The 15,180-nt window shown below is 68.5% G+C and carries 10 protein-coding genes; 6 read left to right on the plus strand and 4 right to left on the minus strand.

The window, feature by feature from the left end; all coding sequences use genetic code 11:
- Positions 1-92 precede the first annotated feature (92 nt).
- The 3 genes from V3391_RS16130 to V3391_RS16140 all read right to left on the minus strand — a co-directional run bounded on the left by V3391_RS16130 (position 93) and on the right by V3391_RS16140 (position 4,998).
- On the minus strand, positions 93-2,912 hold the full coding sequence (locus V3391_RS16130) for a valine--tRNA ligase (protein WP_332079450.1): 2,820 nt from the start codon (positions 2,910-2,912) through the stop codon (positions 93-95).
- Positions 2,913-3,026: 114 nt separating this feature from the next.
- Entirely contained in the window at positions 3,027-3,452 is a 426-nt protein-coding gene (locus V3391_RS16135; RefSeq protein WP_332079451.1) for a DNA polymerase III subunit chi, read from the minus strand.
- 67 nt (positions 3,453-3,519) lie between these two features.
- Positions 3,520-4,998 (minus strand): leucyl aminopeptidase, encoded by a 1,479-nt coding sequence (locus tag V3391_RS16140; RefSeq protein ID WP_332079452.1) that lies wholly within the window; start codon positions 4,996-4,998, stop codon positions 3,520-3,522.
- Positions 4,999-5,132: 134 nt separating this feature from the next.
- Between V3391_RS16140 and lptF the strand changes: the two genes are divergently transcribed.
- The 3 genes from lptF to V3391_RS16155 all read left to right on the plus strand — a co-directional run bounded on the left by lptF (position 5,133) and on the right by V3391_RS16155 (position 7,620).
- The gene (lptF, locus tag V3391_RS16145) at positions 5,133-6,218 is read left to right on the plus strand and encodes an LPS export ABC transporter permease LptF (RefSeq protein ID WP_332079453.1); all 1,086 of its coding nucleotides are present in this window, start codon (positions 5,133-5,135) and stop codon (positions 6,216-6,218) included.
- Positions 6,161-7,324 (plus strand): LPS export ABC transporter permease LptG, encoded by a 1,164-nt coding sequence (gene lptG, locus V3391_RS16150; RefSeq protein WP_425497277.1) that lies wholly within the window; start codon positions 6,161-6,163, stop codon positions 7,322-7,324. The genes lptF and lptG overlap by 58 nt, the downstream gene beginning before the upstream one ends.
- A gap of 74 nt (positions 7,325-7,398) precedes the next feature.
- Positions 7,399-7,620, plus strand: a complete 222-nt coding sequence (locus V3391_RS16155; RefSeq protein ID WP_332079455.1) for a hypothetical protein — start codon at positions 7,399-7,401, stop codon at positions 7,618-7,620.
- Between the two features lie 214 nt (positions 7,621-7,834).
- On the opposite strand, the gene V3391_RS16160 is transcribed toward V3391_RS16155, so the two are convergent.
- Positions 7,835-8,323, minus strand: a complete 489-nt coding sequence (locus V3391_RS16160; protein ID WP_332079717.1) for an RDD family protein — start codon at positions 8,321-8,323, stop codon at positions 7,835-7,837.
- A gap of 43 nt (positions 8,324-8,366) precedes the next feature.
- Between V3391_RS16160 and xerD the strand changes: the two genes are divergently transcribed.
- The 3 genes from xerD (at position 8,367) to purL (ending at position 14,787) form a co-directional block, all read left to right on the plus strand.
- Positions 8,367-9,353, plus strand: coding sequence for a site-specific tyrosine recombinase XerD (xerD, locus tag V3391_RS16165; RefSeq protein WP_332079456.1), 987 nt, complete (start codon positions 8,367-8,369; stop codon positions 9,351-9,353).
- 632 nt (positions 9,354-9,985) lie between these two features.
- Positions 9,986-10,795, plus strand: a complete 810-nt coding sequence (locus V3391_RS16170; RefSeq protein ID WP_332079457.1) for a DsbC family protein — start codon at positions 9,986-9,988, stop codon at positions 10,793-10,795.
- Between the two features lie 89 nt (positions 10,796-10,884).
- Entirely contained in the window at positions 10,885-14,787 is a 3,903-nt protein-coding gene (gene purL, locus V3391_RS16175) for a phosphoribosylformylglycinamidine synthase (RefSeq protein ID WP_332079458.1), read from the plus strand.
- Positions 14,788-15,180: the final 393 nt, after the last annotated feature.

A 15,180-nucleotide genomic window follows, 5' to 3' on the forward strand; every position in this document is an offset into this window, starting at 1 on the left:
CGGCCGGCCGGCAACGCTTCGTCAGGACGCGCGCTGCGCGGCCACATGTCCAGCAGTCGAACGCCGGCGCGTGCGTGCGCCGGCGTGATGCCTCAGAGCCGCGCGCGCTGCGCGGCGAGGGCGTCGTGCTGCGCGGTCCAGTCGACGAGGCGCTGACGTTCCTGGTCGACGACGGCCGCCGGCACCTTGTCGCTGAACTTCGCGATCTTCGCGGCGCTCTTTTCCTTCTCCGACAGCACGCGGGCGATTTCCTTGTCGAGGCGCGCGCGCTCGGCGTCCAGATCGACCAGGCCTTCCAGCGGCACGAACAGCTTCACGTCACCGACCAGACCGGTCGCGGCCGGCGGCGGGTCGCCGTCGACGCTGTCGATGCGCTCGAGCCGGTTGAGGAACTTCAGCTGCGAATCGAAGCACTGTAGCCGCGCGCGCGAGGCGTCGCTGCCGACCTGCACCAGCAACGGCACCTGCTTGCCCGGCGACACGCCCAATTCGCTGCGCACGCGGCGCAGCGCGGTGACCATCTGCTTGAGCCATTCGACGTCGGTTGTGGCCTGCGCGCAATGCGTGATCAGGTCGCGGTCGGGCGCCGGGTAGGGCCGCAGCGAAATCGTCGCGTCCGTGATGCCGACGCGCGGTGCGACCTGGCGCCACAGTTCCTCGGTGACGAACGGGATCAGCGGATGCAGCAGACGCAGCAGCGATTCGAGCACGTGCAGCAGCGTGTGACGGGTGCTGTCCGCAGCTGCGGCGTCGTCGCCGAGCAGCGCCGGCTTGGCGAGCTCGACGAACCAGTCGCAGAAGTCGTTCCATGCGAACTCGTACAGCGTCTGCGCGAGCAGGTCGAAGCGGTAGCTGGTGAAGTGTGCGCGCGCGTCATCGGCGGTCGTCGCCAGGCGCGCGAGGATCCACTTCTCGGCGTCGGTCGTCGGCTCGGGCGCACCCTCGGCGCTGAAGCCTTCGGTGTTCATCAGCACGAAACGCGTCGCGTTCCACAGCTTGTTGCAGAAATTCTTGTAGCCCTCGGCGCGGCCGAGATCGAACTTGATGTCGCGGCCCGGACCGGCCAGCGCGGCCATCGTGAAGCGCAGCGGGTCGGCGCCGTGGGCGATGATGCCGTCCGGGAATTCCTTGCGCGTCGCCTTCTCGATCTTCGGCGCGTCCTTGGGCTTCATCAGCCCGGTGGTGCGCTTGGCAACCAGGTCTTCGATGCTGATGCCGTCGATGATGTCGAGCGGATCGAGCACGTTGCCCTTCGACTTCGACATCTTCTGGCCGTCGCGGTCGCGCACCAGGCCGGTCATGTAGACATCACGGAACGGCACCTGGCCGGTCAGGTGATCGGTCAGCATGATCATCCGGGCGACCCAGAAGAAGATGATGTCGAACCCGGTGACGAGCACGCTCGACGGCACGAAGTGGTCGAAGCCGCGCTCGGCCATCGCCGCCTTGTCCGGCCAGCCCATCGTGTTGATCGGCCACAGGCCCGACGAGAACCAGGTCTCGAGCACGTCGGTGTCCTGGGTCAGCACGACATCGGCGCCGAGTCCGTTGCGTGCACGCGCCTCGGCTTCATCGCGGCCGACGTAGGCGCGTCCGTCAGCGTCGTACCACGCCGGAATGCGGTGGCCCCACCACAGCTGGCGGCTGATGCACCAGTCCTGGATGTTCTCCATCCAGTGGCGATAGGTGCTGGTCCAGTTCGGTGGGACGAACTTCACGTCGCCGCTCTGGACGAGATCCATGCCGCGCTTTGCGAAGCCGTCCATCGCGACGAACCACTGGTCGGTCAGATACGGCTCGATGACCTGGCCGGTGCGGTCGCCGCGCGGGACCTGCAACTTGTGCGGCTTGGTATCGACGAGGAAACCGCCGGCTTCCAGATCGGCGAGCACGGCCTTGCGCGCGTCGAAGCGATCGAGACCGCGGTACTGCTCGGGTGCGTTCTCGTTGACCGCGGCGTCCGGCGTGAACAGGTTGATCATCGGCAGGTCGTGGCGCTGGCCGACCTGGTAATCGTTGAAGTCGTGCGCGGGCGTGACCTTGACCACGCCGGTGCCGAACGCGCGGTCGACGTAGCCGTCGCCGATGACCGGGATGATGCGACCGGTCAGTGGCAGCACGACCGACTGGCCGATCAGGTGCGCATAGCGCGCGTCGTCCGGATGCACCATCGCCGCGGTGTCGCCGAGCATGGTTTCCGGGCGCGTCGTCGCGACGACGAGATAGTCGCGCGTCTCGCGCAGCGTCTCGTTGCCGTCGGCATCGACTTCGACGTGTTCGTAACTGGCGCCATCGGCGAGCGGATAGCGGATCGACCACAGCGAACCGTCTTCTTCTTCGCTGACGACTTCCAGATCCGAGATCGCGGTCTTGAGCACCGGGTCCCAGTTGACCAGGCGCTGGCCGCGATAGATCAGGCCTTCCTCGTGCAGGCGCACGAAGGCTTCGACGACCGCCTGCGAGGGCAGCGGATCCATGGTGAAGGTCTTGCGCGACCAGTCACCCGACGCGCCGAGGCGACGCATCTGGCGTTCGATCGTGTCGCCGGACTGGCCCTTCCACTCCCACACCTTCTCGATGAAGCCGTCACGGCCCAGCGAGTCGCGGGTTTCGCCCTTGCCTTCGAGCGCGAGGTTGCGCGAGACCACCATCTCGGTCGCGATGCCGGCGTGGTCGGTGCCCATCTGCCACAGCGTGCGATGCCCCAGCATGCGGTGATAGCGGGTCAGCGCGTCCTGCAGCGTGTGCTGGAAGGCGTGACCCATGTGCAGCGTGCCGGTGACGTTCGGCGGCGGCAGCAGGATCGTGTAGGCCGGGCCGTCTCCCTGCGGCTGGAAGACGCCGCTCTTCTCCCATTCCGCGTACAGGCGGGCTTCGAAGGTACCGGGGTCGTAGCTTTGGGCGAGGGACATGGGGAGGGCCGTGATGGGTGATTCGTAATTCGGGATTGGAAACGCGAAGCGGCATCAAGCGATCGGCCCAGTGCTCTTTCGAATCACCAATCACCAATCACCCGTTACCGCGTCTCACATGTCGTGCTTGGCGAGATCGAGGCCGGCGGCCTTGTACTGCTTCCAGCGCTCGCGCAGCGGTTCGCGGGCCGAGTCGTCGGCCGGCACCACTTCGAGCACGCGCTCGAAACCCGGCGGCGCCACTTCGTCGCGCAGATTGATGACCAGCGCGCGCATCGGCGCGTCGAAGTCGGGCGTGGCGATGAGGACCGGGGTGTCGTCGTCCTCCTCGTCCATGCCGGCGATCTGGTGCGGGATGTAGGCGTCCTCGCCCATGTCCCACAGCAGATCGTCGAGCGCTTCGGCCTGTTCGGCGTCGCGGGCGAGGATCAGCGTCCAGAGTTCGGCCGCATAGGATTTGCGGACCAGTTCGCACACCAGGCGCAGCGGTTCCTCGCGGAAGCGCGGCTTGGCGATCAGGTAGAAGTCGGCGCGGGCCATGGCGGTGGCGGTCGGGCCGGAACCGGAGACGCGGCGCGACGCCGCATCCCCGCAAGGCCCGGACCGGTCAGTCGACCTGGTCCATGAGCCACTGGCTCAGCAGACCGACCGGGCGGCCGGTGGCATAGGCCATCTTGCCGCTGCCGCTGGCACTGCCGGCGATGTCGAGATGCGCCCAGCGCTGACCTTCGGTGAAGCGCGACAGGAAGCAGCCCGCGGTGATCGCGCCGCCCCAGCGACCGCCGATGTTGTAGACGTCGGCGAAGTTGGAATCGAGCATCGACTGGTATTCGTCCCACAACGGCAGACGCCAGGCGCGGTCGAACACGTGCTCGCCGGCGGCCAGCAGTTCGGCGGCCAGATCGTCGTGCTTGCTCATCAGGCCGGTGGCCTGCGTGCCCAGCGCGATCATGCAGGCGCCGGTCAAGGTCGCCACGTCGACCAGTGCGGCCGGCTCGAAACGTTCGGCGTAGGTCAGCGCGTCGCACAGGATCAGGCGGCCTTCGGCGTCGGTGTTGCCGACTTCGATGGTCTTGCCCGACATGCTGGTGATGACGTCCGACGGGCGATACGCATCGCCGTCGATGCCGTTCTCCACCGCCGGCACGATCACGTGCAGGTTGATCGGCAGATCAAGGCCGACCGCGGACACGAACGTGCCCATGACCGTCGCCGCGCCGCACATGTCGAACTTCATTTCCTCGATGCCGCCCTGCGTCTTGAGGTTGACGCCGCCGGTATCGAAGGTGATGCCCTTGCCGACCAGCACGAAGGGCTTGGCGTCACCGCCGTTCTTCCAGCTCAGCACGACCAGATGCGGACGGTTGGCCGAACCGCGCGCCACGGCGAGCAGCGAGCCCATGCCCAGCGCTTCCATCTGGGTTTCGTCGAGGACTTCGCACGAGGCCTTGTCGAAGCGCGACGCGAAGGTCTGCGCCTGCTCGCCGAGATACGCCGGGTTGCAGATGTTCGGCGGCAGGTTGCCGAGCTCGCGGGCGAACTTCACGCCCGCGGCGATCGCCTTGCCCTGCGCCAGCGCATCGGCGTCGTCACCGACGATCGCGATCGCGGTCAGCGTGTCGGGCTCGCGCTTCTTGTTCTTGGCGCCCAGCGTGGCCACGTAGCGATACGCGGCATGGTCGGCGGCGACCACTGCCTGGCGGATCTTCCACGCGGTGTCGCGGCCGGCGACGTCGAGGTCAGCCAGCGCGATCGCAGCGCTCGTGCTGTTGCCGTCGCGCAGCGCGCGCACGGCATCGGCAACCGCCTTGAGGTATTGCGGCACGCCGAACTTGGCGCGCTCGCCCAGACCGATCGCCAGCACGCGCGGCGCGGTGACGCCCGGCAGGTCGTGCAGCAGGCTGGTACGACCGGCCTTGCCGGACAGATCGCCACGCGTGGCAAGGGTGGACAGACGACCGCCGCTGGCGGTGTCGATCGCGGCAGCAGCGCCGGCCAGCGGGCCGTCAGCGAAGACGCCAATGACGAGGCAGTCGCTGGACAGGGTGGCGGGGGACGCTTGGTTCAGGGTGAATTCGAGGGTCATCAACCAGATTCCATGGGGTGATCGGTACACTTCACGGTCCAGCGCGCGGCGCCCAGTCAGGCTTGCCGCTGCAGAAGCGCCGTGGTGGCGCGGCTGGACGAACCCCCAAGTCTAAAGCAAAGCCCCCGCACACGATGTCGAAGCTCGACCGATACCTGTCCCGCGAGTTGGCCCAGTCCACGTTCGCCGCCCTCGTGGTGCTGCTGATCGTGAGCCTGGGCGGCGTGTTCGCGGACGTGCTGAGCGACATCGCCCGCGGCCGGGTGCCGGCCAAGCTGATGCTGGCCCAGTTGGGCCTGTCGGTGATCAGCTACATGCCGCTGATCCTGCCGCTGGGCCTGATGCTCGGCCTGATGCTGGGCTTCGGCCGTCTGTACCGCGATTCGGAAATGCCGGTGCTGACCTCGGTGGGCATCGGGCCGCGACGCCTGCTGCGGCCGCTGTCGCTGGTGGTCGGGCCGATGCTGCTGGTGATCGGCGCCTGCTCGCTGTGGCTGGGCCCGTGGGCGCGCGACTACTCGCAGCAGATGATCGAGGCCGGACAGCGCAGCCTGCTGGTGACCGGTCTGGAGGCCGGCCGCTTCGTCGAGTTCCCCGGCGGTGGCGGCGTGGTCTACGTCAACGCGATGTCGGACGACGGCAGCAAGCTCGGCCGCGTGTTCGTCTATCGCCAGGACGAGGGCCGCATGGACGTCACCACGTCGCTGACCGGCGCACTGAGCATCGACGGCACCGAGCGCTTCCTTCGCCTCGATGAGGGCTTCCGTGTCGAAGGTCCGCTCGATGCCGGCCTCGACTACCGGTTGATGCGCTACGCCAGCAACGAATTGCGCCTGCCGGCGGTGGAGTCGCGCGCCGATGGCGATGATCCCGAGCTGCAGCCGACGTTCTCGCTGTTCGGCGACGCGCGCCCCGGAGCGCATGCCGAACTGCACTATCGCCTCGCGCCGGTGCTGCTGACGCTGGCGTTCGCGCTGCTGGCGGTGCCGCTGGCCCGCAGCCCGCCGCGGCAGGCGCGCTACGGCCGGATGATGACCGGCTTCCTCGCCTACGTGATGGGCATGAACCTGATGATGCTCGGCAAGGACTGGGTCGCCGAGGGGCGCATTCCGGTGCTGCTGGGCCTGTGGTGGCTAGTGCTGCCGCTGCTCGGCTTCGCGGCGTGGATGTACTTCACCGATGGCCGGGTGACCGCGCCCAAGTGGAGGCGCGCGAAATGAAGACCCTGTTGCGCATCCATGATCTGTACGTCGCCAAGGTCGTCACCGTGATGGTGATGGCGACCTGGGTGGTGCTGGTCGGTCTCGACGCGCTCATGGCGGGTGTCAGCGAGATCGGCGCCGTGGGGCAGGGCGACTACACCTATTTCGGCGCCCTGACCTACATCCTGCAGACGCTGCCGCGTCGCGCCTACGTGATGTTCCCGACGGCGGCCGTCATCGGTTCGCTGATGGGTCTGGGGCAGCTCGCGGCGACCTCGGAACTCATCGCGATGCGCGCCGTGGGCCTGTCGCGCACCCGCCTGAGCGTGTCGGTCGCACTGCCGCTGCTGGTGTTGACCGCGGTGATGGTGCTCAACGGCGAAACCCTCGGCCCGATGGCCCAGCGCAACGCCGACAGCATGAAGTCGGCCGCACGTTCGAGCGACATGATCGTCGGCCGTTATTCCGGCCTGTGGGCACGCGAAGGCGACACCTTCCTCAACGCGCAGAACGGCACCGAGATCAGCGACGGCGCCGGCGCCCGGATCCAGCTGCAGGACGTGCGCCTGTTCGAGTTCGCCAGCGACGGCCGTCTGGAATCGGTGGCGCACGCCAAGACGGCCGAACACGGCGTCGACGGCTGGCTGCTGCGCAACGTCCAGCGCACCTGGTTCGAACCGCGCGCGGTGACCCGCACCGAGGCGCTGGAGGAACACTGGGAGTCGCAACTCGACGCCACCACGCTCGCCGCCAGTGCCAGCAACATCTGGCGCCCGCGCTACATGCCGGCGAGCGAACTGCGTGCGGGCATCGAGTACCGGCACCGCAACCAGCTCGACGCCAGCGAATTCGAAGAGCATTACTGGGGCCGCTGGTTCTATCCGCTCAACGTGCTGGCGCTGTGCCTGGCCGCGATCCCGTTCGCGTTCGGTTCCTTGCGCAGCGGCAACGCCGGCAAGCGTCTCTTCATCGGCGTGGTCTTCGCCCTGGGCTTCTGGCTCGGCCAGACCCAGATCGTGAAACTCGCCGCCGTGTACCGCATCGACTACCGGCTGGCCTATCTCGTGCCGCCTGTCGTGATGCTGATCATTTCCTGGACCCTCTTCCGTCGCCGGAGTGGGTGAGGCGCACCCGCTTGCGCGGCACTGCCGCGCGGGTGCGGCGAACGCCCGGCGTGCTTCGCCGGGCCGGACGGGCGATGAAGCAGATCGCCGATAATATTTCGACATGCGGCGCGCGGCAGCGAGCGCCTCGCGTGCTTCGCGAGGCCAGGCGGGCGATGAAGCAGACCGCCAGTAGAACGTCGACGTGCGGCGCGCGCGGCGCCGAATGCGTCGTAAGGCCGGACGAGACTCAACGGCTGATGGCTGCCCCGACCAGCCCGAACGCCGTCATCCCGGCGCAGGCCGGGATCCAGTGACTGGGCTCTGCGCGCGCCACGCGTCCGGCACTTCTTCAGTCGGCTGCTGAAAACGATGTCGCCTTTGCGGTGAGAACGCAGACGACGTCGTGGGTGATGCACGTCACTGGATCCGGGCGTGCGCCGGGATGACGACAGGCGTGAACGCGACACCCTGACTTCCCGGGCCCCACTTGGCAGCCTGGTTGTAGATCCCCGGCTCAAGCGCGACGAATCAACCGCCTCCAAACCCCTGCTTCGCTTCCCGCACCATCCGCGTCCCGCTCGCCCGGTCGTGCCAGGTCAGCCGCTCGCGATCGACCCACGCCCACCAGAATCCAAGTCCTCCGGCGAGCAGCGAGAGTGTCGCCACAACGAAGCGCACCCACAGCGACCGCGTCGACGCCCGCCCGCCGTCCATCGCGCGCACGCGCAAACGCCACGGCCGCATCCCCAGCGTCTGCCCGCCATTGCGCCAGCTGACGACGGCATACAGACCGGTCACCAGCCAGCACGCGGCCCACAAGGTGAGCTGCAGGCCGCTCAGCGGCGCGATGTTCTCGTGCGCATCGTGATGGTCCAGAAAGGTGAAGGCGGCCGTGAACGCCGCCGACAGCAGCAGCCACAGGGCGAGCGCCGGCCACAGGTCGTAGACCAGCGCCAGCAGGCGCCAGCCGATCCACGGGCGGGACGGGGAGATGGGGGGCGTCGAGGCGTCGGGCATCGCCGAAGCATAGCGGCAGCGTCGAGCGTCTAAGCTGTCGTCGATGTCCAGCCGCAGCACCACGACCACGCCTGCCGAACGCCGCGCCCTTGCGGTCGCACTGCCACCGCTGCGCGACGAGGACCGCCGCGACATCGAAGGATTCCTCGATGCGTTCTGGGCCGAGCACGGCATCGCGAACCAGACCGCGGCCGCGTACCGGCGCGATCTCGAAGGGCTCGCGCGCTGGCGCGACGGACGCGATGGAGGCATCGCGCACGCGGACCGCGTGGCCCTGTTCGAACATCTCGCCTGGCGCACCCGTCACGGCTGGTCGCCGCGCAGCAATGCCCGCCTGCTGTCCGCGCTGCGCGCGTTCTTCGCGCATCGTCAGCGCCGGCATGGACGCGTCGACGATCCCACCGCGTTGCTCGATCCACCCAAGCTGCCGCGCTCACTGCCGAAGGCGCTGGGCGAGTCCGAGATCGACGCGTTGCTCGGCGTGCCGGACACCGCCAGCGTCGACGGTCTGCGCGACCGCACGATGCTCGAACTGATGTATGCCTGCGGGCTGCGCGTCAGCGAACTGGTCGGCCTGCCGGCCAACGGCGTCAACCTGCGCCAGGGCGCGCTGCGCGTGACCGGCAAGGGCGAGCGCACGCGTCTCGTGCCGCTGGGCGAGGAGGCGCAGCACTGGCTGCAGCGTTACCTCGACGACGCACGTCCGACGCTCGCCGGCGGCAAGGGCCCGGCCCGCGATGCCGCCGGTGACACGCCGTTGTTCCTGACCGCGCGCCGCACGGCGATGAGCCGGCAGCAGTTCTGGGTGCTCGTGAAACGCCACGCCGCCGCGGCCGGCATCGATCCCGCGCGTATCAGCCCACATGGCCTGCGGCACAGCTTCGCCACCCATCTGCTCAACCACGGTGCCGACCTGCGCGCGCTGCAGATGCTGCTGGGCCACAGCTCGTTGTCGACGACGCAGATCTACACGCTGGTCGCGCGCGAACAGCTCAAGCGGCTGCACGCCACGCATCATCCGAGGGGGTGAGGTGCACCCGTTTGCGCGGCACTGCCGCGCGGGTGCGCCGAACGCCCGGCGTGCTTCGCCGGGCCGGGCGTGCGATGAAACGAAAAGCCGATAGATCTCCGATTCCGACCGCGCGGGTGCGCCGAACGCCCGGCGTGCTTCGCCGGGCCGGGCGTGCGGTGAAGCGAATGGCCTGCGGCAGTTCGATCAAGACCGTGCGGATACAACGCTTGTTCTTGCGAGTCGATCAGGTGGCTGACTGAGCGTGCTACTTCGGTTGCACGCAGTTCGCGCGTAGATGGCCCGCACCAGATCAGAGACGTCGTTCGCCAAGACGCCGGATGTCAAAGCCCCTCTCCCCTGGGAGAGGGGTTGGGGTGAGGGCTGCAGATCGCAGCGAACCCGCCACGCGAACCACGAGCGATGGGGTTCGCCTCGCTCTACCCATCCTACGAAGCAGAACGACTCCACGTTGCTGGGCGGTCGAACGCGACACACCGGGGCGTCCATCACCAGGCCTGGCCCGCCAAGCCACCACCCGCCCCCACCATGAACGCCCCCAGCCCCGCTTCAAGCCGCCCGAAGCCCGCCCCATCCCTTCATGCCAGAATGGCCGCCCCCGGGATCGCCCCCGCTCTTGGTCGTCAGATTCGATGAAGCGATACGTGTTCGCGCTGCTCGGCGCCTTCAGCCTGTCCGCCTGTGCCCAGAACCCGGGTGCGTCCGACACCGCCGCGGCCGCGACGCCCGCCACGCCGGCACCGGCCGCGATCGAAGCGCCGGCAGGCTCGCCCGCTGCCGAGGCCCGCGACGCGATCCTGTCGATCAATCCGCGCGTGTCCATCGAGAGCGTCTCCGATGCCGCGCTGCCGGGCTTCCAGGAAGTCGTGGTCTCCGGCCAGGTGCTCTACGTCAGCAACGACGGCCGCTACGTGCTGCAGGGCAGCCTGTTCGATGCGCGCGAGAAGCGTGACCTGAGCCAGGCCGGCCTGTCGAAGCTGCGCCAGCGCCTGTTGTCAGAGGTGCCGGAAGACCAGCGCATCATCTTCGCGCCGGCCAATCCGAAGTACACGGTCTCGGTCTTCACCGACGTCGAGTGCGGCTACTGCCGTCGCCTGCACGAGGAGATCGCCGAGTACAACAAGCGCGGCATCGCGATCGAGTACCTCGCGTACCCGCGCATGGGCCCGGGTAGCGATGATTTCCGCCTGATGGAATCGGTCTGGTGCGCGGCCGACCGCAAGAAAGCGCTCACCGATGCCAAGGCCGGCCGCCGTGTCGATTCGAAAGCCTGCGAGAACCCGGTCGCCGCGCATTACGCGCTCGGCCAGCGCGCCGGCCTGACCGGTACGCCGATGATCATCGCCGCCGACGGCACCCAGATGCCGGGCTACATGCCGCCGGACCAGCTGCTCGAAGCGCTGCAGCGCCTCGATGGCGAGGCCGCGGGCGGCAGCCGCTGAGGCAACACGCCCCGCGCACAGCGATCGTTGGGGCGGCGGGCGCGGCCATTGGCTACAATGACCGGCCCTGAAATACGGTTTCCCCGGACATGATCGTCCTCGAGGGCCAGCAGGCCCTGTCGCCGTTCCGCCGCGAACGGCTTGAAGCACGTCTGCAGTCGGTGTCGCCCGCGCTTTCCGTCGCCGGTGCCTGGCATGTCTACTTCGTCGAAGCCGAGGCCGGGCAGTCGCCCGACGACGCCACGCTGCGACGCATCCTCGAGGTCGATGCCGGTCCCGCACCGGCGCGCGTCGGTGGCGCGGTTTCGCGCGTCGTCTCGCCCCGGCTGGGCACGATTTCGCCGTGGGCCAGCAAGTCGACCGAGCTGCTGCGCGGCGCCGGCCTGCCGGTGCATCGCGTCGAACGCGGCCTGCGTCTGGATCTGACCGGCTGGCCGGACGACGCGGCCACGCAGGCGGCGGTCTCGAAGCTGCTGCACGACCCGATGACGCAGTCGCTGCTGGGCGACGTGGACGCCGCCGATGCGCTGTTCGCGGCGCCCGCGCGCGGCGCGCTCGAACGCATCGCGCTCGACGATCTCGACGCCGCCAACCGCCGCCTCGGCCTGGCACTGGCCGACGACGAGATCGCCTACCTGCGCGAGCGCTTCGGCGCGCTGGGTCGCGACCCGGCCGACGTCGAGCTGATGATGTTCGCGCAGGCGAACTCCGAGCATTGCCGACACAAGATCTTCAACGCGTCGTGGACCATCGACGGCGAGGACATGCAGCGCAACGGTCGCGCGCAATCGCTGTTCGGCATGATCCGCCACACGCACGCGAGCACGCCCGAGCACACGCTGTCGGCCTACAGCGACAACGCCGCGGTCGTCGAAGGCTATCCGGCGCGCCGCTTCCGGCCCGATCCGGTGTCGTTCGAGTACCGCAGCGAGCCGCTGATCGACAGCGCGTTCTGCATCAAGGTCGAGACCCACAACCATCCGACCGCGATCTCGCCGTTCGCGGGCGCGGCCACCGGGGCCGGCGGCGAAATCCGCGACGAGGGCGCGACCGGCCGCGGCGGCAAGCCCAAGGCCGGCCTGACCGGTTTCTCGGTCTCGCACCTGCGCATTCCGACGCTGCCGCAGCCGTGGGAAGCGCCGCGCGCGCTGAATCCGCGCATGGCGCCGGCGCTGGAGATCATGCTCGACGGCCCGCTCGGCGGCGCCGCGTTCAACAACGAGTTCGGCCGCCCGAACCTGCTCGGGTACTTCCGCAGTTTCGAACTGCCCGAAGGCGACGACGGTCTGGTGCGCGGCTACGACAAGCCGATCATGCTGGCCGGCGGCCTGGGCGCGATCGATCGCGCGATGGTCGAGAAGAAGACGCTGTCGGCGGGTGATGCGGTGGTCGTGCTCGGCGGTCCGGCGATGCTGATCGGGCTGGGCGGCGGCGCGGCGAGTTCGGTGGCCTCGGGCGAAAGCGCCGAGGATCTCGATTTCGCCTCCGTGCAGCGCGACAACCCGGAGATGGAGCGCCGCGTGCAGGAGGTCATCGACCGCTGCGTGGCGCTGGGCGAGCGCAACCCGATCCTGTGGTTCCACGACGTCGGCGCGGGTGGTCTGTCGAACGCGATTCCCGAACTGCTGCACGACTCCGACGTCGGCGGCATCATCGATCTCGACCGCGTGCCCAGCGACGATCCGTCGCTGTCGCCGATGCAGCTGTGGTGCAACGAATCGCAGGAACGCTACGTCCTCGGCATTCCGCAGGACCGCGTCGAGGAATTCGAAGCGATCTGTGCGCGCGAGCGCTGCCCGGTCGCGATCGTCGGCGTGGCGACGGCCGAAGAACATCTGACGGTCGGCCATGGTGCGACACCCGAGACGATCGGCAGCGGCCATGACTGGCCCATCGATCTGCCGATGGACGTGCTGTTCGGCAAGCCGCCGAAGATGCATCGCGACACCGCGCGCACCACGCCGCATCGCTGGCCGGCGCTCAACAGCCGCGCCGTCGATCTGCACGAAGCCGGTCTGCGCGTGCTCGCGCATCCGACCGTCGCGTCGAAGTCCTTCCTGGTCACGATCGGCGACCGCAGCGTCGGCGGCCTGACCGCACGCGACCAGATGGTCGGCCCGTGGCAGCTGCCGGTCGCCGATTGCGCGATCACGCTGTCCGGGTTCGAAGGCTTCACGGGCGAGGCGATGGCGATCGGCGAGCGCAGCCCGCTGGCGCTGATCGATTCCGCCGCCGCCGCGCGCATGGCCGTGGGCGAGGCGATCACCAATCTGTGCGCCGCGCCGGTCGAGACCCTGCACCGGGTCAAGCTGTCGGCGAACTGGATGGCCGCGGCCGGACACGCCGGCGAGGACGCGCGCCTGTTCGACGCCGTGCATGCGGTCGCGATGGAGCTGTGCCCCGAGATCGACCTGTCGATTCCGGTCGGCAAGGATTCGCTGTCGATGCAGGCGCAGTGGCAGGCCGACGGCGCCGCGCACAAGGTCGTCTCGCCGGTCTCACTGGTGGTCACCGCGTTCGCGCCGGTGCCGGACGTGCGCACGCAGCTTACCCCGCTGCTCAGCCGCGAGCCCGATACCGAGCTGTGGCTGATCGGCCTGGGCGCCGGCAAGCAGCGTCTCGGTGGTTCGGTGCTGTCGCAGTGTTTCGAAGGCTTCGGCGGCGCGGTGCCGGATGTCGACGAACCCGAGCGCCTGAAAGCGTTCTTCGAACTGATCTGCGAAGCGCGTGAGGCCGGTCTGCTGATGGCCTATCACGACCGCTCCGACGGCGGCGCGTTCGCCGCGCTCTGCGAAATGGCGTTCACCGCGCATCTCGGCCTCGACATCGATCTCGAAGGCTGGGGAGACGACCGCAGCCGCGACGCGCTGCGCACACTGTTCTCGGAAGAGCTGGGCGCGGTGGTGCAGATCTCCGCCGAGGACCGCGCCGAATTCGCCGATCTCGTCGCGCGTCACGGCCTGATCGAATGCGCCCAGCGCATCGCCCGCCCGACGACCGCCAATGCGATCCGCGTGCTCGACGGCGAGGACGTGCTGGCCGAGTGGAAGTGGGAAACGCTGTTCGACGCCTGGTGGTCGGTGACGCATGCGATGCAGGCGTTGCGCGACAACCCGGAGTGCGCCGAGGAAGAGCGCGCAAACGCGCGCCGCTTCGATGCGCCGGCGATGCGTCCGGTCCTGACCTTCGACCCGTCGGAGGATGTCGCGGCGCCGTACATCTCGACCGGCGCACGACCGAAGGTCGCGGTGCTGCGCGAGCAGGGCGTCAATGGTCAGATCGAAATGGCCTCGGCCTTCGATCGCGCCGGTTTCACCGCGGTCGACGTGCACATGAGCGACCTGATCGCCGGCCGGGTGGATCTGGCAACGATGCAGGGCCTCGTGGCCTGCGGCGGTTTCAGCTACGGTGACGTGCTCGGCGCGGGCCGCGGTTGGGCGACGTCGGTCCTGGAGACCGCCGAGCTGCGTGCGGCGTTCGAACGCTTCTTCGCGCGCGGCGATACGTTCTCGCTCGGTGTCTGCAACGGCTGCCAGATGCTGTCGCAGCTCAAGCCGATCATCCCCGGCGCCCAGCACTGGCCGCGCCTGCTGCGCAATCGCAGCGAGCAGTTCGAGGCGCGCTTCGGCCTGCTCGAGGTCGAAGAATCGCCGTCGCTGTTCTTCACCGGCATGGCCGGTTCGCGGATTCCGGTGGCGATCGCCCACGGCGAAGGTCGCGTGCAGTTCGACGACGATGCCGACCGGATCGCAGCGACCGTGGCCTTGCGCTACGTCGACGGCAACGGGCAGGCCATGGGCTACCCGGCGAATCCGAACGGCTCCCAGGATGCCATCGCCGGCCTCGCGTCGCTCGACGGCCGGGCGACGATCCTGATGCCGCACCCAGAGCGCACCCCGCGCACGGCCAACCTGAGCTGGGCGCCGGCCGATTGGCCGGAAGACAGCCCGTGGCTGCGGATGTTCCGGAACGCGAGGCGGCATCTCGGATGACGTGACGCACTGCGTCACTTTTCGCAAAAACCGGTCGGGCCGGGAGACGGAACAGTCTCCCGGCCCGATCTGCGTTCGGGGCCTCGCAGGCGTCCGCAAGCCCGTCATGACGCGGTTTTTTCAGAATTCTCTGACGTTTCAGTGCGTCTAACTGAATAGCCAAATCCTATAAAAATCAGTTGGATGTGGCTGGAATCTAATCCGGAATATTCGATTCTGACGTAAGTGGCTAGGCCCTTAGGCATATTCGATGCCGGACTGTCGAATCCGCGCCGCAACGCTTGACGGCACGGATTGCCCGGGAGGAGTATCGGGTCACAGTTTGGCGTTTGGGGAAGATTCAAGTTGCGTACATCCCGCCTTCATGTAGCGCGTTCCCGCGCTGCAGAGCCG

Source organism: Luteimonas flava, assembly GCF_036584485.1.
In the GTDB taxonomy this organism is placed as follows: domain Bacteria; phylum Pseudomonadota; class Gammaproteobacteria; order Xanthomonadales; family Xanthomonadaceae; genus Luteimonas; species Luteimonas flava.

Bases quoted from the DNA above. Each gene is read 5' to 3' on its own strand.
- lptF (WP_332079453.1), top strand. From the start codon at position 5,133: ATGTCGAAGCTCGACCGATACCTGTCCCGCGAGTTGGCCCAGTCCACG.
- V3391_RS16155 (WP_332079455.1), top strand. From the start codon at position 7,399: ATGAAGCAGATCGCCGATAATATTTCGACATGCGGCGCGCGGCAGCGA.
- V3391_RS16170 (WP_332079457.1), top strand. From the start codon at position 9,986: ATGAAGCGATACGTGTTCGCGCTGCTCGGCGCCTTCAGCCTGTCCGCC.
- V3391_RS16135 (WP_332079451.1), bottom strand. From the start codon at position 3,452: ATGGCCCGCGCCGACTTCTACCTGATCGCCAAGCCGCGCTTCCGCGAG.
- V3391_RS16140 (WP_332079452.1), bottom strand. From the start codon at position 4,998: ATGACCCTCGAATTCACCCTGAACCAAGCGTCCCCCGCCACCCTGTCC.
- xerD (WP_332079456.1), top strand. From the start codon at position 8,367: ATGTCCAGCCGCAGCACCACGACCACGCCTGCCGAACGCCGCGCCCTT.
- V3391_RS16130 (WP_332079450.1), bottom strand. From the start codon at position 2,912: ATGTCCCTCGCCCAAAGCTACGACCCCGGTACCTTCGAAGCCCGCCTG.
- purL (WP_332079458.1), top strand. From the start codon at position 10,885: ATGATCGTCCTCGAGGGCCAGCAGGCCCTGTCGCCGTTCCGCCGCGAA.
- V3391_RS16160 (WP_332079717.1), bottom strand. From the start codon at position 8,323: ATGCCCGACGCCTCGACGCCCCCCATCTCCCCGTCCCGCCCGTGGATC.